Origin of the sequence: Shinella sp., assembly GCF_052438155.1 — a bacterium.
GTDB lineage: Bacteria > Pseudomonadota > Alphaproteobacteria > Rhizobiales > Rhizobiaceae > Shinella.
This window is the reverse complement of record NZ_JBQVPI010000008.1, coordinates 212259-229140: the sequence shown is the minus strand read 5'-3', so window position 1 is coordinate 229140 and position 16882 is coordinate 212259. Positions and strand designations below refer to the sequence as shown.

Here is a 16882-nt window from a genome sequence, read left to right as displayed (position 1 = left end):
CCCCTATTCCTCCATCAGGCCGTCATACACTTCCAACAAGGCGTTTACGATGGCCTGGCCAAGGGCGTTGGCCGTTGCGGCAACTTCGTCGTCGCCGTGGTCACGCGTGGCGATGGCGAGATTGCCACCTTCGTTTGCAACAATAGTTTTTGCTCGTTCGATTGCCCAAAGGGCAAAATCGCTGCGGCTTGAAATCGTCATCGTCTCGGTCTGCTCGTCCATGGCGTTTACCTTCGGTCCGATCGGCACAACTGGCCGTCAGTTTCGCTGATGCTGAAACCCAGCCATATCGCTCGGCGGGTATTGAGGGAACCATCTTCAGCTTTTTTAGCAGCTAGAAATCATTCGGCATTTTCGGTCGGAACGTTTGCACCGCGCCGCGTGATCGCCTAGACTCTCGGGTGAAGCAGTGACGCGCTGCTTTAGGGCGTGGAAACCCTTGTACACGGGTACGAGTGCCGACCTGTAACGGCACTATCTCCTTGACCTTATGGTCGGGGAGCCTGCGGCGTATGCAACAGGTTCTCCGAACTAAAGGCCGTGGGGATCGTGTGTACACGGTTTTCCAACTCCCCGATCACCAGGGGTCAAAGAGCAGAAGCGGGGGCGTACCGCGAGTTGCTCTTGGGAGGAAACCGAGTGTCAGCAGCACCCTCATTCACTTTCTTCACCTACTCGCTCGTTTTTCCGTGCGAGGAACCGCGCTGGCGGGACGATGGCATTGGAGATGTATTTTTCGCCAGTGCAGAGAAGGCTCGTGCGGCCGTAGACGAGCTACGCGATGCCATTGCTGACGAACCTGATCATGACCTGCCGCCGATGCGCCTTGAGCGGATCGAGACGGTTCCGGTCACGAAGGAGGCGATGCTCGCGCTGCTCAACAAAGGGGTGGGTGCGATTGTCGGGGCGTACGAGATAGTCGAGACGATCGAGGGAGGCGCATATGGCGAAGGTGCCTGATCCCATCGATGTTGAAGTTGGTGCGAAGATTAAGGCGCGGCGCCGGCTCTTGGGCATGAGCCAGGACAGGCTGGCCGAGGCGCTCGGTATTACCTTTCAACAGGTGCAGAAGTACGAGAAAGGAACCAACCGCGTCAGCGCAAGCCGGATGGTGGCTATCGCGGACGCGTTCGGGCTGACGCCCTCATATTTCTTCCCCGTGGAAACTGCCGACCGCAGGCCCGATCCGCCATCGGCGGCGCCGGAACTGGTGAGCTTCATCGAGACCAATGAGGGGAGGGATCTCAATGTGGCGTTCGCCAAAATTGCCTCGACCACCACACGACGGAAAATCGTTGGCCTGGTGACCGCGCTGGCAGCCGCCCTTCACGCAAACCCCGGCGATCCCGGCATTTAGATGCGGTGCACCTCCCTCCCGCGCCGGGCTCTTTTAGTGTCTTCGTGCGGCGAAAGGCGGACCCGGCAATGCCGGCAGATTGGGGCAAACTGATTGCCGCACCAATCCAAGACAGCGAAGACAGCGGTATGACGCTGCCGCTGGTCCGGTCAATTCCTGAAGACGATGCAAGCGCTACCGCTCTTGCGGACTTCAACGCACACGGCCTCGGCTTCCTGCCGGGTCGGCCGTCCGATGCGGGCCGTATAGCGCAACCTTGTTCCGAAGGCTCGGTTGCGTTGCTTCTGGATCAGCGGTTTTTCCTTGTTCAGCGGTGCAGGCAAAGATTGGACGGTCGACAGGAACAGTCTGACTGCCACCGTCTTCTGGAAATGTCCCGCCAGTTGCGCGCCCCACGGCGCCCAAGCGCCTTCCGTTTCAAACTCCAGGGCCTTGATGCGCCGCGTGTCAGCAAGCGCTACGCAGGCTTCCTCGAAGGACTTCTGCCCGTCGAGGCGCAGATCGATGACAGCAGGCGGGTTGTCGCGCCAGTCCTCGGCCGCGTAAGCCGTGATATCGAGGACGTAGTTTCGGGTCTCCTGCGGCAGGCTTCCGGAGTTCAGGAACGCCCGCAGTCCGCCTTCGCCGGCATTGTAGGCAGCAGCTGCCAGGCCGATATTGCCGAACCGATCCCGCAGGTCATCGAGATACTGGGCCGATTTCTGCAATGCCTCCAAAGCGTCGAAACTGTTCGATAGGCCGCGCAGTCTTGCGGTGGTGGGAATGAACTGCGCTATTCCTTCCGCACCCTTCGGGCTAACCGCGTCAGGACGAAACCGGCTTTCCTTCCAGATCAACCGCGCAAAGAAATCGGACGGCAGATCGTTTTCACCGGCGAAACGGGCAAGCGCTCTGCATATGTCGCGATTAAAGCTGGCCGCGCGGACACAGAGCGTTCCCGTTCTGGTGGTTGCGGAATAAATACAAGGCGGCGCGCGCCATTCAATCTGGGCGATCGCGGCATTCGTCGGTATGCAGGAGACCAGCCATCCCGCAGTCAGGAGGGCAAGTCTTCTCCTGTCCCATCTCCGTCGCGCGTGCCACATCTCTCCCTCACGTCATCGATTTAGAAAACGGCAGGACTGTATCTCATTTGTGGCGGGAGTTTTAATCCCAATAGATCTCAGATTCAGACCCAAGAGGGGAGGGGCGCCTACAGGCCGGCGGCCTTGGTCAGATTAATCCTGAACCGGTCACGCCGGCGCTGGTAGCGGCGGGTCATTTCGGCGGAGACATGGCCAAGCTGCTTCTGCACATGGCGCTCGTCGACTTCGGCCGAGGAGGCGAGACCGGCGCGCAGTGAATGGCCGGCAAACATCTGGCCGCGCTCAGCCTCGGAGAGATCGCCGCGCACGCCGGCAGCGAGCGCGGTCTTCTTGACGAGGCGCGCCACCTCCTGGTCGTTCAAGCGGTCTGGCCCGACATCCTTGCCTTTCCCGGTCACGCGACGGAAGAGGGGGCCTTTGGCGAGCCTCGCGAACTTGATCCAGGCCTCCAGCGCGGCGACGGGGCAGGTGGCATCGGCGGAACCGCGGCCGATCTCGACCTCGCGCCAGCCCGTCTTGCCACGCAGCGTCAGCAGCGCGCCCTTGTCGAAGATCTCGACCCAGCCGCGCCCATCGTCTGTCTGATCCCGTCCCAGGTCGAGGCCGGTGATCTCCGAGCGGCGCAGGCCGCCGGCAAAGCCGAGGAGCAGCATAGCCCGGTCGCGCATGCCGCGCAGCGACCCTCGATCGAGGGTTTCGAGCATGGCAATCAGGTCTTCCGGCAGGATCGCTTCCTTCTGGCGGGGCGGGGCGGCGTGCTTGTTGCGAATGCCCGCCATGACCGTGGCGATCGCTCGGTCCTTGCGATCGAGTTTTTGCGCGCCGCGCTGGGTATAGTTCCAGCTGAGGGCGGCGAGGCGCCGCTCAATGGTTGAGACTGTGTTCGCTTTCATCCCACGCTCAGCCGTCCCCGATGCACAGGCGGTGATGTAGAGGCCGACGACTTGCGGATCAGCGGGCAGGGGCGAAAAATTCTGGCGGCGGCACCAGGCTGCAAAATGCTTCCAGTCGGAGGCGTAGGCCTTGCGGGTATTGGCCGAACTGGCCGCCTCGACATAGCCGCGGGCGCGCTCGGTGAGATCCTGCAACTGGGCGGGCAGGCCGGTGTTGGGCACGGCAAGAGGGGAGGGGAGGTTGGCCGAAACCCCGGCAGCGGAAACATCAGCGGAATCCGTTGTGCTGTGCGGCGGCGCAGCGTGCTCCGGAGGGGGATTTTGGCTGTTTTCGTCGATGATTTGGGCTGTCATTCATAGTTCACTGGCGGACGGTAAGCTTCTGATATAGGGCGAATCATACTCGCAGTTGATGACCGGATTTTAGTCGAATTGGCGGATTTTTCGCGATAATTCGGCGGACGAACTTTGCAGCGAGGCAGCTGTGGTTCATGAGCCTGACAGGCATGTTGTCGACGACGCTGTCTGGAACGAGGCAGTTGCGAGAGAGGCTGTGATCCGGAGGCTGGTATCGCTTGAGCAGCCCCGTCGGTCTGACTTTCTGCGCGCCTGTCGCGAACTTGGACTTCGACGAACCCGCCTGTATGAGTTGATCAGGGTGTATCGCGAGGATCCGGTTACGAGTTCACTGCTGCCGCAGCCGGCAGGAACGCGACGCGGCAGTCGGCGGCTTCCGGACGAGACCGAAGCCGTGATTGCCGAGGCGGTACGGGATTTCTACAAGACGCGTCAGAAGCCGAGCATCAACCAGTTGCACAAGGAGATCCGCAGGCTTTGCCGCGTGCGTGGCGTGCGGGCGCCGTCCTGGCACGCCGTGAAGGCGCGCGTCGCTGCCCTGGAGCCAGCTGAACTTATCGGGGCTAGGCATGGCCCGAAAGCAGCCCGTGACCGCTTCCGACCGGTTCCCGGGCAATACGAGGCCGAGTGCGTTTTCGGCGTTGTCCAGATCGACCATACGCTGGCTGATATCATCGTCGTCGATCGTCAATATAGAAAGCCGCTGCAGAGGCCTTGGCTGACGCTTGCCATCGACGTCGCAAGCCGCATGATCGCGGGCTTCTACCTGACGCTCGAGGCACCGTCGACGATTTCCGTCGCGCTCGCGATCCAGCATTGCGTGCAGCCAAAAGAGGCATGGCTTGCCGGGCTGGGCGTCAGCGCGGTGTGGCCGGTCTCCGGGTTTCCCGATGCGATCCATCTCGACAACGCCAAGGAATTCCGATCCCGTGCCTTGAAGCGCGGCGCCCAAGAGTATGGCATAGAGCTCATCCATCGCCCGGTCGCCACACCGCACTATGGCGGCCATATCGAACGGCTGATCGGCACCATGATGGGCGCCATTCATCTTCTGCCGGGCACGACCTTCAGCGACATCGACGAGCGGGGCGACTACGATTCAGCCGCCAGTGCGGCGATGACGCTGGATGAACTGGAGCGCTGGTTAGCACTCGAGATTACCCGTTATCACGCCGATCGGCATGGGGCCTTGGGTATTCCGCCGCTTGCGGCGTGGCACGAAGCTGTGGCGCGGCGCGTCCGGCCTGTCCGGCAGCCCCAGGATCTTGCTGGCTTCATGATCGATTTCCTGCCGAGTGTTGACCGGCTGGTGCGACGGGACGGCATTCACCTGTTCGGCCTCCGTTATTGGGATGACGTGCTGAGCATCTGGGCCGGCCGGCTCGATCGGCCGCTGCGTATTTCCTACGATCCGCGCGACCTCTCGACGGTTTTCGTGCGAGGTCCCAACGGTGCGCAATGGCCGATCCGCTTTGCAGATCTGCGGCGCCCGCCGATCACGCTCGGCGAGCACCGACGCGCCCGAGCAGCTTTGCGTGAGTGCGGCCTGGCGCTTGTCGACGAGCAGCTGATTTTCGAGACGATCGAGGCGCAGCGCGTGTTGGTTGATGACGCGGTCCGGCGCACCAAGGCAGCGCGTCAACTGGTGGAGAAACGCAGCCGCGCGCTTGGTGCTGCCACGCCAAACAGATCGCCCGCTCCCGCCGAGGCGCCACAAGCTGATGACGACCGGCCGATTGATTGGAGTAAGGTGCCGATCTTTCCTGTCGAGGAGTGGTCGTGAGAGGGGAGGGGACCTACGAACATCTCGACGACCGCTACCGTCGCTACGCCGCGCTGTCCAACGATGAGCGCATTGCCTGGATCAAGGCCGATCGCTGGATTGGTTTTGAACAGGCTGGAGCAGCAATTACACGTCTGAACGCGTTGCTTGCCTATCCGCCGCGGGATCGCATGCCTTGCCTTTTGATCTATGGCGACACCGGCATGGGCAAGACCAAGATCATTCGCAAATTCCAGCGTTCGCATCCGGCCAGGTTCTGCCAGGCAACCGGTGTGACCATCAGACCGGTCGTTGTGGCGCAGGTGCCGTCGGAGCCGGTCGAACGCGATCTTTACCGGGAATTGCTGGCAAGCCTTGAGGCTCCCGCGCTCGCCGGCGGCACACTTGCCCGTGAGAAGGATATCTGCCGCTCGTTGCTGCGCACCGTCGGCGCCAGAATGATTGTGCTCGACGAGGTCAACGGCATGCTGGCCGGCACCTATCGGCAGCAGCGGATTTTTCTGAACGCATTGCGGTTTCTCGCCAACGACCTAAAAGTTCCGCTTGTCTGCGCCGGGACCGATCTGGCGCGGCAGGCATTGCTGACCGACGCACAGCTTGCCGAGCGCTTCGAAGCGTTTCATCTCAAGCCATGGAGGAACGATCACGTCTTTGCGGCTCTGTTGAAGAGCCTGACCCGAATCCTGCCCTTGCGCGCTTCCCCCGATCTCGAAAGCGACGCGGTACGCGAGCGAATCCATGTGCTTACCAGTGGCGTCACTGCGCGGATTTTCCGGCTGCTCGAAACGGCAGCCGAGGAAGCCATCCGTTCGGGGAAGGAGCGGCTCGACCTGGTGAGCTTCGGCGACAATCTGGTTCTGCCCCTCGTTTCGATGACGCAGTCCGTCGAACGACGCGCGTCTCGCAGGCCGCAACAGGTGGGTGCATGACGGCACGCCGTCTCCCCGTGGTACCGCGACCTTATCGTGGCGAACTGCTATCGTCGTGGCTTGCACGAGTGGCCTGTCGCTACGGTCTTACTCATCAAGCACTCGCCGAGTGGATGACCGATGGTGGGCGGAGTTTTTCGCCAATTCAATCCGTCGATGATCGGCTGCCGGCCCCCGAACAGGTCCGACAATGGGCCTGGAGCTGCGGTGTCGATCCAGAGCGGCTGCTCCGATTATCCCTGAGCCGGCGCCATCCGCAACGCCCAAATTCCTGGTACACGTGCAGAGGGCCGGAATGGGCGCCTTCAGCGATGATCGGGTCCCCAGCCGTCTGTCTTGCCTGTTTAGCGGCCGATCACACGGCCGATCGCGATTCGTGGCTACGGGCTGACTGGGTGCTCGCCGAGCACTGCATCTGCCCCAAGCATGGCCATCTTCTTCGCGATCGCTGCCTCGGATGTGGTCACCGTCTCTCCGTCGCGTTCCGCCTGCGAGAAGGACAAGCACGCGCGGTCTGCAGCCGGTGCGAAGCGCTTCTTATCGATAGGGGAGGGGAGGACGACGCGCCGCGGGATGCCGCTCTGATTGAAGCGGCGTTATCGATCCAGCAGCAGGTTGCTCAAATCGTTGACGGCGAAGGCCCCGCGCATGAACAACTCGGGCAGGCGCTTGCGACGCTCTGGGCACCACTCGATCATCCGGCGGCGGCGCGCCCGGTATTGGCGCTCTGGTTAAACCAGGCAGGCTGGCGATGCCCTTATGAGGTTCGCCATGCCGTCGGCGTGGCGATGCCGCTCGGCCAATTGCCGGTAGGCTGGCGTTTCGTTACCCTGCTTGCTGTGAATGATGTATTCGGCGTCAACCCCGATGGGGTCGCTACAAGCTCGGAAACCGCTATTCGTCTGGCGCGCCGCGCAGCATCGCGGCGGATGCGCGCCATGCCACCGCCGCTCCATGGAATGGCCACCGGTCCATTGCCGCGCAGTTCGGCTGAATATGAGCGTCTGGCCAATCAGATCCTGGCGGACCCAAGGTGGACCGCCGCACAATGCCTATCACAGCGCAAACGCTACAGTGCTCGTGCGCGACTGATCGATGCAGCGCTTTCCAGGAAGGGGTGACCCGCAGCCCGGTCGCCGCCAGAGGGACAGAAAGTACCCAAAAATCGAGTCACACAGAAGACCATGGAGTGCGTTTCGAGGGTCAGGATGAGGCGTTGATCGTCAGGCGCTAAAAGCCGCTGCACGGGCTTCCTTGGCCGAAATCAGCGAAGGCGGTGATTTTTCGGAAGAAGGCGCCTGCGAGCACCCGGCCAGTTACCGCGACCGCTGTCGACGCCGGTCGGGATTGCCGGCGAAGCGCCGGATCGCTGCAGTCCACTGATCAAGCGCACAACCAATCCGCCCAATGACTGCGAATTTCGACGGCCAGAGACGCCAAAAACGGGCCGTCCGGCGGTTAAACGCGAACGACATTGCGTCATTTCTCTATAATGAGGAAAACGAACGATAATGCAAACTTATCCATCATTATTATGGAACGACAAGCCGTGCGGTTTTTGTCACAATCCATAGCATAAACCGCACGCTCGTTATAGGATTGCGGCCATGGATTCGCCCGTCACCCCTCTCGCCGCCCCGCTGATGTTCCCGGCTGCCTTGCCCAGCTGGACCCTGCCGCGTGGCCGTGAGCCGGACGAGGTTTCCGCCGCCTTTGCCGCCGGCATCGCCTTGAAATCGCTGGATGATCTCATCCGCTCCGCGCCCCCGTGGGGCGGCTGCTGGCGCTCCCGCCAAGCCCTGAAATGTGCCACCGTCGCGGTCCGGCTGATGGGGCGCAACGAGGACGACGCGGCGTTGCGCGACGCCGTTCTGCTGACGGCCGCCAGTGACGATCCGGGACCAGCGGGCAGGATGCTTTTCGCCTACAAAAAGCTCGCCACGCGGAAACCCGCCTTTTCCTCGAAAGCGGTGGCCGAACTCGCCGATCTTCTCGGACTTGCCTGGGACGATCGATTGACCGCGGCCGTCGCCCACGCCGACGACGCGCTGCAATCGGGCCGTCCGGCGCCGCTTGCCGCGGCGGACCTGGTCACCGCCGTGCATGCCGTGCGGCCGGATGCCGAGCCGCTCGCCTGGATGCTGGCCGATCTGCTGATCGCCGCGCTGCTGAAATGGGATTATGCCATGCCGCTGCTGATGGCCGAACGCTATGGGCCGGCCTTCAAGACGCTTGGGGGCAGGGGCCGTGTGCGCCCAGGCGAGCCGGCCTTTGTACGCGCCGTCTGCCTCGCCCTCACCGAGGCAACGGGCGCGGCCCTGCGCACCGCCGACGAGATTGCGCGCCGCGCCGAGACGCTGCATGCCGCCGCGCCAAAGGTCCGGACGAAAGGCGCCAGCGCCGTCATCCAAGCCCTGCTCAATGAGGACGCCGTGGCCGCCTCGGCGCCCGGCAGCAATCTCTCGCGCTGGGCGGCGACTCGGCTGTTTGACCGGCTGGAGGGCTTTGGTGCGGTGCGTGAACTGTCCGGCCGCAGCGCGTTCCGGATCTATGGGTTGTGACATGAGCGAACCCGAGGCGGCCAGCACGCGGCGAGGCCGCAGATCGACATCGGAGGACGAAGTCCTCCTGGATCGGGAACTGGCGGATTTGCCGCCGGAGCTGCGCTGGCGCGAATGGATGTTGCGCGTCGAGGCGGTGATCTTTGCCGCGGCCGAGCCGGTCGGTCGCGAGACGCTGGCCCGTGTCGTCGGCAAGGACTGCAGCATCGACCTGCTGATCGAGGACCTGCAGGAAGAACTCCGTGACCGGCCCTATGAGATCGTCTTTGTCGCCGGCGGCTGGCAGCACCGAACGCGTTCGCGTTTCGCCGTTTCGATTAGGGCGTCGCAGGCGTCAACGCGGAGTGCGGCGCCCGCGCTGTCCGACTTCGAGGCCATGGTGCTGATGGCGATTGCGTATTTCCAGCCGATCACCCGCGGAGATCTGTCAAAAATCTTCGGCAAGGAGGTCAGCCGCGACACGATCGCCGGGCTGCGCAACGCCAACTTCCTCGCCTCCGGTCCGCGCAGCCCGACGCCCGGTGCGCCCTATACCTATGTCACGACAAAGTATTTCCTCTCCGCCTTCGGCATGCAGACGCTGCGCGATCTTCCGGATATCGAAGCGCTGGAGGATGCCGGCCTCCTCAGCCGGCAGGTTACTCAGGGGGAGCTGCTTTCACCGGAGGTAGATGGTGACGAACCGTAGAACGCGAGGCTGACAAAAGCCACGAGAAGAGCTCTTGGGCTCGATCTTGCCGCGTGACTGACGCGTGAACGGGCTCTTCACAGTCAGGCCATGCTAATCCAGTGTCCTTCGAAAAGGGGTGTCCTTCTTCTTTTGGTGAAATTCTAAGTCACCGCGCGCTCTGCTAAGTTGGACGATTGCGTATTCCGCTGGCGCCACCGGCGGAACGACGGCCCAACGCTTTGTCGGGAGCACCGGGGTGACGCCGATGGATTTCAGGTCTGTTCTTTCCGCCGCCGTGATGCTCCTGCTTCTTGCGCTGGGATCGGCTCGCGCACAGCCGAGTTTCGATTGCGCCAAGGCGTCGAATGCAGTGGAGCGGGCAATCTGCTCTGATCCGGGCCTTGCGGCGCTCGATGTCGAGATGGCCGAGCTCTATGCGGCGGCGCGGGCGGCCGTGCAGGGCGGCGCGGCGGAAAAGCTGGTGGCGGGCCAGCGAGCCTGGATGAAACGGCGCGGCCGCTGCGGCAGCGATGCGATCTGTCTTGCGGTGCAGATGGGAAAGAGGATTGCGGAACTGCGCCAATCGCCCGCGACGGAGAGCGAGGGGCTCGCCTGTCCCGAGGCGCTAGGCGAAGCACGCACAATGGCCGCGGGCATCCGGTTTTCCATCGGTATGGTTCAGACGCTGACGCCAGGAACCGGTCTGCCGCTCGGCTATACGCTGTCCTCGACAAAGCCCGCGCCGCTGCCGCTGTTCATCGTCGCCGATTTCCCGGAGGCGACACGCTTCAAGGGCAAGGGCTTCCTGCCGCTGACTGCGGGCGCCAAGGGGCCGGACGGCTTGAAGCATGCCGAGGAGCGCACGCGCGCCATCATTCCGCTCCATGGTCGCGTGCCTGCGGCAAGCGGGGCGATCACCGTCTTCCTGCTCTCCGCCGGCCCGCAGGATATCGGCATCAGCCTCGTCACTATCGGCAGATGCGGCGAACATGTGCTGCGCACGGAGCGCTCGCCGGGCCTGACGGTGGAACTCGGCCTGCCGGAAATCGTCCTCCAGGACCGCTTCACCACCGATGCGCCGGACGAACTACTGGCCGATGCCTCCGGGCGCTATACCATGAAGGTCTACAAGGGCCGCTACGAGGTGTTCGACCGGGAGGCGGGCGCACTGCTTTTGTCGCGGGCGGGGTTGAGACCGCGCTTCTCACCGGCGGGGCGGTTCGTGGCGGCGGAGAGGATGCAGGATCGCCGGCTCGAAATCATCGACCTTGCCGATGGCGCGGTCATTCAAGTGCTACGGCCCGGCATGCTCGCCTGGGCGCGCAACGACAGTTTCATTGTGCTCGGTGCGGAAATTCGCCAGATCGACAACACGATCGTATCCAGCCTCAATGCCGACATCGTCACCGGGACGTCCATGCCGAACATGGGGGTGGGATGGCTCGCGGAGGTCGTGCTCGACGTCGACCGCATGTTCGTCGCGATGTCGGATCCCAGCGTCAACGGGTTTGAATCCGGTGCGAGCTTCTGGGATATGATCTCTGGTGAAACCTACCAGATGGCGCAGTCGGCAATCCCGCAGCAGGAACAGGCCGTGGACGGAGACCGGAAGGCCCTTCGCCGGCTTGTCAGGACGCATCGCGGCATCGACATCCCGCTTGAATACCCTCTCTGGCGGTTCGGTGAGCCCGTGCTCGTCACGCATGGCATCGAGGCCTACCGGATGAACACGTTTGCGACGGACATGCAGACCTTCGTTGTCGAGGACCAGGTCGTGCGGACACCGCTGCCGGCAGTCACGGCGACGGCAACGACCGCCGACCAGCGTTGCGAGACCATCAAGGATGGGCGCGGCCTTGCCCGCGTTACGGGCGATGGCGTGCTGTGCGCAGTCGAGGTGGCCGGCCGGGGGCTCGGCCGCCTGCCGCAACCGGTGTTCCAGGCCTCCGAAGCGACCGTGTTCGACCGGATCAGCGATGTCGTCGGCGAGATCGACCGGGTGTCGCCGATCACCCACGACACCTATGGCGACCATATGGACGCCTATGCCGGGCGGAAGGCGAAGGTCGAGGCGCTGATCAAGAAGATCGCAGCGGCGACGCCTGCCATCCGCAAGCGCCTCAGCCCGCTGGCCAAGGAAAACTTTGGCTTCGAATGCAAGACCTCCGCCGAGGCCTTCGACCCGGCCGCCATCGAGCAGGCCTGGCGCTGGGGCGAGGGAGAGAGCGTGCACCACCTGCTGTTCGCCAACTGTTATGCTGGCAGCTCCCGGGTCAGCCAAGCGGGCCTCATCCTTGTTTCGGGCGACCTCATCGAGAATATCGACCGGCAACTGGTGCCCGACAATGCCTCCGACGATACCAGCGCCTTCGGCTGGAGCGCGACCGATGCGAGCGAGATCCGGGTCTTCGTGGTGGCGAAGGATCGCATCCTCGTCTCGGCGAGCTATTCCGGCATGGCGGCCTTCATCGACACGCGCACCGGCAAGCGTATCGGAAACCTCGTTCCGCTCGCCGATCCGACGCTGGTCAGCGCCATGCGGCTGACCCGCGACGGGCGGCATCTGGTGCAGCTCAACCATGACGGACGTTTTACCGTGTCGCGCGCCGATACCGGTGAGCGGCTGCTTTCGGGCGCGCATATCGACGACGAGATCGTCGTCATGCTGCCGGATGGCCGGTTCGATACGACCTATGAAGGCGCGCACGCGCTGAACGTCCGGTTTGCCGGCATGTCCGGCCTGCAGACCGTCCACCAGTTCGCTGCCACACTGCAGCGGCCCGGGCTGGCGCGCGCGGTGCTGGAGGGGCGGGTGGTCGCGGCACGGCCGCAGACGCTCGGCTTTCCGCCCCAGGTCTTCTTCACGGTGGATGCGGCGGTGGGCGGCAAGCGGCGCCTTGCCGTGCGCGCGAGCGACGAAAGCGGGCTTGCCCGGCTCCGCGTCTTCATCGATGGGCGACTGACGGACGAGCGTTCTGTCGCGGGACGCGCGGCCGCGGAGGTCTTCGAGATCGCCGATCCCGGCGGCAGCCGCTGGATCACCGTCCTCGCCGATGACGCCGACGGCCTCGTCAGCACGCCGAAGGGCCTGCTGTTGCCGCCGCCGTCGCGCGGCCTCGGAAATTTGCGCGCCGTTCTCATCGGCATCGACGCCTATACTGCCGATCCGGCCATTCCCGCACTCACCTTCGCGCGTAGCGACGCTGAACGGCTGAAGGCGGTTCTGGCGGACCATGGCGCGCCCGAAACGACGCTCCTCACCGATCGCGCGGCGGGCGCCGCGGCGATCCTCGAGGCGGTGGCGCAGGCCGTCGCCGCCACTGGTCCGGAGGATACGCTGCTGTTCTCCTTTGCCGGCCATGCGGTCGGCTCCGGCGCGGCGGGCACGACCGGCGACCTGCTGCTCGCTTTGCCGGAAACGCGCACCGGCGCACTGAAGAAGACGGCACTCGCCTGGCGCGATATCGCGGCGCTTCTGGCGAAAGCGAAGGGCAAGGTGGTGGTCCTGCTCGATGCGTGCCATACCGGCCTTGCCGGCAGCAGCGCTTTTGCGACGAATGACGACGTCGCCGGTGCGCTGCTGACGACCGCCGGCGCGCCAATGGTGGTGCTCGCGGCATCGAAGGGGCGGCAGGTGGCGCTAGAGAGCGCCGCCAGGGGCGGTGGCGTCTTCACCTCGGCCATAGTTGAGGTGCTGGGAAAAGGCGGCACTACGGCCGATGTGGATATCAACGGGGTCATCGACCTGGGCGAGTTCTACGCTGCCGTGAAGACCCGCGTGCTGCGCGACACCGAGGGCCGGCAGAGCCCGTGGCTCGCCCGCAACCTTCTGGTCGGCGACATGGCGTTGTTTTCAGTGGGGATGACCACTCGCACTGAGGGCGGCGGCGAATAAGACCTATTAGTGGTTTTATCTTGATGGCGAAGCATCGCCTGGCCCGATGCCTGTAGGGTGCACTAAGTGTTGGCGTGGGGATCATTATCTATCCGGCCGGCTACGAGACCTTCGCGGACGTGGCTAGATGCTTGCCCAGGTTAATCGAAGGGATTTGCAACGTCAAGCGGTCGCACTCAACACTTGGCTAAAGATTGCTGGCAGAATTTGAAAACCAACTCGCCCAGCGAGCGGCTTGGTTTGGAGGGACTCGCGGGTTCAGCGCGAGGGGTTCGCGCCAATCCCGGGTCAACGCCCAGCGCAAATCGAAACCGACTAACCTAATTCTGATGAACAATGCCCAATGACTAAGAAGCCCAGAATATCGAATATCCTGATTTGGAAACCGGAAGTAAGTTCGGCAATATATGGTAGGCGCCCGCACATATGGAGTGCGTGCTCCTGAGAGGGGCGGGAAGTTGGAACGCCTTAACCTCCCCGCCAGCCACTTCGCGGCGCGCCTGCATCACTGGATGCGGGCTTTAATTGAAGGACGCTCGATATTGCGTCGCCATCAAAGAAACGTGCGCCTCTAGAGGCGGCCGGAGCTCGAAGGCGCGCACCTGACGGGAGAAGTCGAACAGCCGCACCAGGCTCCATTCCTGTCGTCGGGCGTCCGCAACCTCAAGCTCGTTTCTCGTGATATAGAAAGGCGTGCGCTCCCATCCGTTCGTCGTCTTCACCTCAATGAGCCGTGGCGAGCCATTCGGCGCGAAACTGGCGATATCATAGCCGGCGCCGTCACCGTCCTCCTGAGATACCCAACGGACCTTGTCTGCTAGATCGCTGCGACCGGAGGCTAGTAGATTCCCGCGTTCGTGATGGAAAACACGCTCCTCGCCGGCCTTTCCGAGGGAGCGGTTTCTTTCGTCCCGTCCTGCCACATCAAATCTACGAGCAATCGCCTCGAGCTGTGAGAGTTCGGCCGGAGGAGGAGCATTCGTCATGGTTGGTGGCGAGCTAAAGGGGAGAGCTCGCGTATCAACATGACGTTGGGCGACCATGGTTGCACTAGACGCTTCAAACGACGGGTTCTTTGCGAGCCACCTCGAAACGGCCTCCGCTAATGACATCTGCAAATTGAAGCGAGGTTGATAGCCCTTGATATAGGGTAGCCCAAAGCCGATCATTGCGGCCGATATGTTGCAGTTCTTAAACTCGATTGAGCCCTTGGACCGACCAAGGGACTGCTGAAGCCCCCTGTTGTTCATGGCTTTGTTGTAGGCGCGGCCAGCCAGATCATCCATCAGCATTTGGAAGTAGACGGCGACGACCGCGTCGTTTTCCTGATCGGACCAATTTTCAGCGTTCATGCTGCCACGCTCTGGCGGCCAAGGTGCTTTGTCATCTGGAAGCCCCGGAAATTCGAATGCGACGGGTGGTATAGGTATGCTCGGACATTGCTCAATGCTCGATACTACCCACCATCCAGTGGAGATCCAGTTACGCGAGCATCTGCAGCCCGTGCTTTTGCACGAGCGACAGGAGCTTGAGCGCTGGCCCGCTTGGGCGCTTGGCACCGGTTTCCCACTTTTGAACCGTCGACGGGCTCGTGTTCAGATAACGGGCAAAGACCGGCTGGCTGACGTGGTTATCCTCGCGGAGCACCTTGATCTCGCCAGGCGACAGTTCCTGCGGGATCACAAGACAATCCTCATCGAAGGTCCGCATCGTTTCCTTGTCGATAGTCCCAGCCGCAAACATGTCTTCGACAGCGCTATGGATTGCCTCGAAGGCGTCGCTCTTGAATCTGCGTTTAGTTGCCATGATCAATCTCCAGTAAGGCGCCAATCTCGAGTTCCGCTTCGAGGTCGGCTTTCGCCTTGCCACGGTAGAGGCCCGCGAGTTTCCGCAACGCCAGAAGCTCGTCGTCGATGTTCACCCGATCCTTCTTGGCGAAGAGATAGGCAAACACCCAAAACTCCCCGGCCTTCGCAAGAACAATTGAACGATGCATGTTGTCGTTGAGGCGCTTCTTGAAGACGCCACCGCCGAGATCGTCGGCCTGTCCAAGGGCAACCTGAACGATTGCCTTCGACAACGTCTTGTCGGAGATGCGCGTTCTTTGCCGCCTTGGCAAACCACGCTGTTTGAACACTCGTTCTGACATCGGTTCATATAGCACTAAGTGCTATATCCATCAAGATTTTAATAGGAGAGCTATGCCGCCTCCCATAGCCGATTCAGAATTCGGGCAGCAAGCGCCGCCCTGTTTTGCGGCTCCGACGTCCTCTATTTTCGAATGTTCACTGCAGGCTCTATAAGTGACGCTCAAGCGCGCGGCGTTAGGCGCTAGCCAATGCGAGATAGGTGGCATGAAGCAGCAGTTCGACTTGTTCGGAACGGGGGAGGTGAGGGAGCCCGAAGTAAAGGCCCAGTCCGTCCCCAGGGACGGCGTTCAAGCGGTTCAGGATGAGATCGACATGGTCCGTCGGCTCGAAGAAACCGGCCGCTATCGCGTTCTGCGGAAACTGGAGCCTCGCCCCGTCGCGGATGCACCCCGGTCTGGCTTTCCCCTGCGGGGCGTCATCGTTGATACGGAGACGACAGGCCTCAATGCCCGCAAGGATGAAATCATCGAGATCGGGATCGTCGCCTTCAGCTTCGACGCGGTTGGAAATATCGGCGATGTCACGGATGTCTATGGCGGGCTGCAGCAGCCAAGTGTCGCCATTCCCGCCGACATCACGCGGCTGACCGGTATCACGGACGCCATGGTGGCCGGCCAGACGATCGACATTGCGCGGGTGCAGGCCCTGATCGAGCCTGCCGATCTGATCATTGCCCACAATGCCGGCTTCGACCGTCCCTTCTGCGAAACATTTTCCCCGGTCTTCGCGCCGAAGGCGTGGGCGTGCTCCGTCGCCGAAATCGACTGGTCGGCGCGGGGTTTCGAAGGAACGAAGCTTGGCTACCTCATCGGACAGGCAGGTTACTTCCACGATGGACACCGCGCCGTCGATGACTGCTTCGCGCTGCTCGAGGTCCTGGACGAAGGTGGACCGGAGCAGGGCAACACACCGTTCGCCGAGCTTTTCGCCGCAAGCCAGCGCTCACGGGTTCGCATCTTTGCCGAGCATAGTCCCTTCGAGATGAAGGACCATCTCAAGGCCCGTGGCTACCGATGGTCGGACGGGAGCGACGGGCGGCCGAAATCCTGGTGGATCGAGGTCGCCGATGACATGCTCGACGAAGAACTCCGCTATCTGCGCGCCGAAATCTACCGCTGGCCCGACGCCGATCCCCCACTCAAACGCCTCACTGCCCTCGATCGCTTCAAGGCGTGAGCCATCGTTAGAACGGCAAACCGGCC

Annotated in this window: 15 protein-coding genes; 9 read left to right on the top strand and 6 right to left on the bottom strand. The window is 62.7% G+C overall.

The genetic code is table 11. The features are described from left to right. Window positions 1-3: 3 nt before the first annotated feature. Window positions 4-222 carry a hypothetical protein gene (locus ACT6VE_RS17370; RefSeq protein WP_435268732.1) on the bottom strand — a complete coding sequence of 73 codons (219 nt, stop codon included), beginning with the start codon at window positions 220-222 and terminating at the stop codon, window positions 4-6. Between the two features lie 417 nt (window positions 223-639). Between ACT6VE_RS17370 and ACT6VE_RS17365 the strand changes: the two genes are divergently transcribed. Together ACT6VE_RS17365 and ACT6VE_RS17360 are read left to right on the top strand one after the other, a co-directional pair. Continuing rightward, window positions 640-960 carry a hypothetical protein gene (locus ACT6VE_RS17365; protein ID WP_435268733.1) on the top strand — a complete coding sequence of 107 codons (321 nt, stop codon included), beginning with the start codon at window positions 640-642 and terminating at the stop codon, window positions 958-960. Further along, window positions 944-1357 (top strand): helix-turn-helix domain-containing protein, encoded by a 414-nt coding sequence (locus ACT6VE_RS17360; protein WP_444799780.1) that lies wholly within the window; start codon window positions 944-946, stop codon window positions 1355-1357. Before ACT6VE_RS17365 ends, ACT6VE_RS17360 begins: the two co-directional genes overlap by 17 nt. 149 nt (window positions 1358-1506) lie before the next feature. Here ACT6VE_RS17360 and ACT6VE_RS17355 read toward each other — a convergent pair whose 3' ends face one another. Beyond that, entirely contained in the window at window positions 1507-2442 is a 936-nt protein-coding gene (locus ACT6VE_RS17355; protein WP_444799779.1) for a lytic transglycosylase domain-containing protein, read from the bottom strand. A gap of 107 nt (window positions 2443-2549) precedes the next feature. After that, on the bottom strand, window positions 2550-3689 hold the full coding sequence (locus ACT6VE_RS17350) for a tyrosine-type recombinase/integrase (RefSeq protein WP_444799778.1): 1140 nt from the start codon (window positions 3687-3689) through the stop codon (window positions 2550-2552). A gap of 304 nt (window positions 3690-3993) precedes the next feature. Here ACT6VE_RS17350 and ACT6VE_RS17345 point away from each other — a divergent pair, with 304 nt between their 5' ends. From ACT6VE_RS17345 to ACT6VE_RS17320, 6 genes are all read left to right on the top strand, one after another. Then, window positions 3994-5475 carry a Mu transposase C-terminal domain-containing protein gene (locus ACT6VE_RS17345; RefSeq protein ID WP_444799777.1) on the top strand — a complete coding sequence of 494 codons (1482 nt, stop codon included), beginning with the start codon at window positions 3994-3996 and terminating at the stop codon, window positions 5473-5475. After that, the gene (locus ACT6VE_RS17340; RefSeq protein WP_444799776.1) at window positions 5466-6404 is read left to right on the top strand and encodes a TniB family NTP-binding protein; all 939 of its coding nucleotides are present in this window, start codon (window positions 5466-5468) and stop codon (window positions 6402-6404) included. The genes ACT6VE_RS17345 and ACT6VE_RS17340 overlap by 10 nt, the downstream gene beginning before the upstream one ends. Beyond that, entirely contained in the window at window positions 6401-7525 is a 1125-nt protein-coding gene (locus ACT6VE_RS17335; protein WP_444799775.1) for a TniQ family protein, read from the top strand. The genes ACT6VE_RS17340 and ACT6VE_RS17335 overlap by 4 nt, the downstream gene beginning before the upstream one ends. Window positions 7526-8011: 486 nt before the next feature. Beyond that, window positions 8012-8965 carry a DUF1403 family protein gene (locus ACT6VE_RS17330; protein ID WP_444799774.1) on the top strand — a complete coding sequence of 318 codons (954 nt, stop codon included), beginning with the start codon at window positions 8012-8014 and terminating at the stop codon, window positions 8963-8965. A 1-nt stretch (window position 8966) separates the two neighbouring features. Further along, window positions 8967-9653: an SMC-Scp complex subunit ScpB gene (gene scpB / locus ACT6VE_RS17325; RefSeq protein ID WP_444799773.1), complete on the top strand. Its 687-nt coding sequence runs from the start codon at window positions 8967-8969 to the stop codon at window positions 9651-9653. 247 nt (window positions 9654-9900) lie between these two features. Then, a complete protein-coding gene (locus ACT6VE_RS17320; protein ID WP_444799772.1) occupies window positions 9901-13530 on the top strand; it encodes a caspase family protein in 3630 nt (1209 codons plus the stop codon). A gap of 521 nt (window positions 13531-14051) precedes the next feature. On the opposite strand, the gene ACT6VE_RS17315 is transcribed toward ACT6VE_RS17320, so the two are convergent. From ACT6VE_RS17315 to ACT6VE_RS17305, 3 genes are all read right to left on the bottom strand, one after another. Continuing rightward, complete coding sequence (locus tag ACT6VE_RS17315) at window positions 14052-14882, bottom strand: DUF3883 domain-containing protein (RefSeq protein ID WP_444799771.1); 831 nt, start codon at window positions 14880-14882, stop codon at window positions 14052-14054. 130 nt (window positions 14883-15012) lie between these two features. After that, the gene (locus tag ACT6VE_RS17310) at window positions 15013-15336 is read right to left on the bottom strand and encodes a helix-turn-helix domain-containing protein (RefSeq protein ID WP_444799770.1); all 324 of its coding nucleotides are present in this window, start codon (window positions 15334-15336) and stop codon (window positions 15013-15015) included. Next, a complete protein-coding gene (locus ACT6VE_RS17305; protein ID WP_444799769.1) occupies window positions 15326-15610 on the bottom strand; it encodes a type II toxin-antitoxin system RelE/ParE family toxin in 285 nt (94 codons plus the stop codon). The genes ACT6VE_RS17310 and ACT6VE_RS17305 overlap by 11 nt, the downstream gene beginning before the upstream one ends. A gap of 274 nt (window positions 15611-15884) precedes the next feature. Between ACT6VE_RS17305 and ACT6VE_RS17300 the strand changes: the two genes are divergently transcribed. Next, window positions 15885-16856, top strand: coding sequence for a 3'-5' exonuclease (locus ACT6VE_RS17300; RefSeq protein ID WP_444799768.1), 972 nt, complete (start codon window positions 15885-15887; stop codon window positions 16854-16856). Window positions 16857-16882: the final 26 nt, after the last annotated feature.

Bases quoted from the DNA above. Each gene is read 5' to 3' on its own strand.
- ACT6VE_RS17370 (WP_435268732.1), bottom strand. From the start codon at position 222: ATGGACGAGCAGACCGAGACGATGACGATTTCAAGCCGCAGCGATTTT.
- ACT6VE_RS17360 (WP_444799780.1), top strand. From the start codon at position 944: ATGGCGAAGGTGCCTGATCCCATCGATGTTGAAGTTGGTGCGAAGATT.
- ACT6VE_RS17355 (WP_444799779.1), bottom strand. From the start codon at position 2,442: ATGTGGCACGCGCGACGGAGATGGGACAGGAGAAGACTTGCCCTCCTG.
- ACT6VE_RS17350 (WP_444799778.1), bottom strand. From the start codon at position 3,689: ATGACAGCCCAAATCATCGACGAAAACAGCCAAAATCCCCCTCCGGAG.
- ACT6VE_RS17335 (WP_444799775.1), top strand. From the start codon at position 6,401: ATGACGGCACGCCGTCTCCCCGTGGTACCGCGACCTTATCGTGGCGAA.
- ACT6VE_RS17330 (WP_444799774.1), top strand. From the start codon at position 8,012: ATGGATTCGCCCGTCACCCCTCTCGCCGCCCCGCTGATGTTCCCGGCT.
- scpB (WP_444799773.1), top strand. From the start codon at position 8,967: ATGAGCGAACCCGAGGCGGCCAGCACGCGGCGAGGCCGCAGATCGACA.
- ACT6VE_RS17320 (WP_444799772.1), top strand. From the start codon at position 9,901: ATGGATTTCAGGTCTGTTCTTTCCGCCGCCGTGATGCTCCTGCTTCTT.
- ACT6VE_RS17315 (WP_444799771.1), bottom strand. From the start codon at position 14,882: ATGAACGCTGAAAATTGGTCCGATCAGGAAAACGACGCGGTCGTCGCC.
- ACT6VE_RS17310 (WP_444799770.1), bottom strand. From the start codon at position 15,336: ATGGCAACTAAACGCAGATTCAAGAGCGACGCCTTCGAGGCAATCCAT.
- ACT6VE_RS17300 (WP_444799768.1), top strand. From the start codon at position 15,885: ATGAAGCAGCAGTTCGACTTGTTCGGAACGGGGGAGGTGAGGGAGCCC.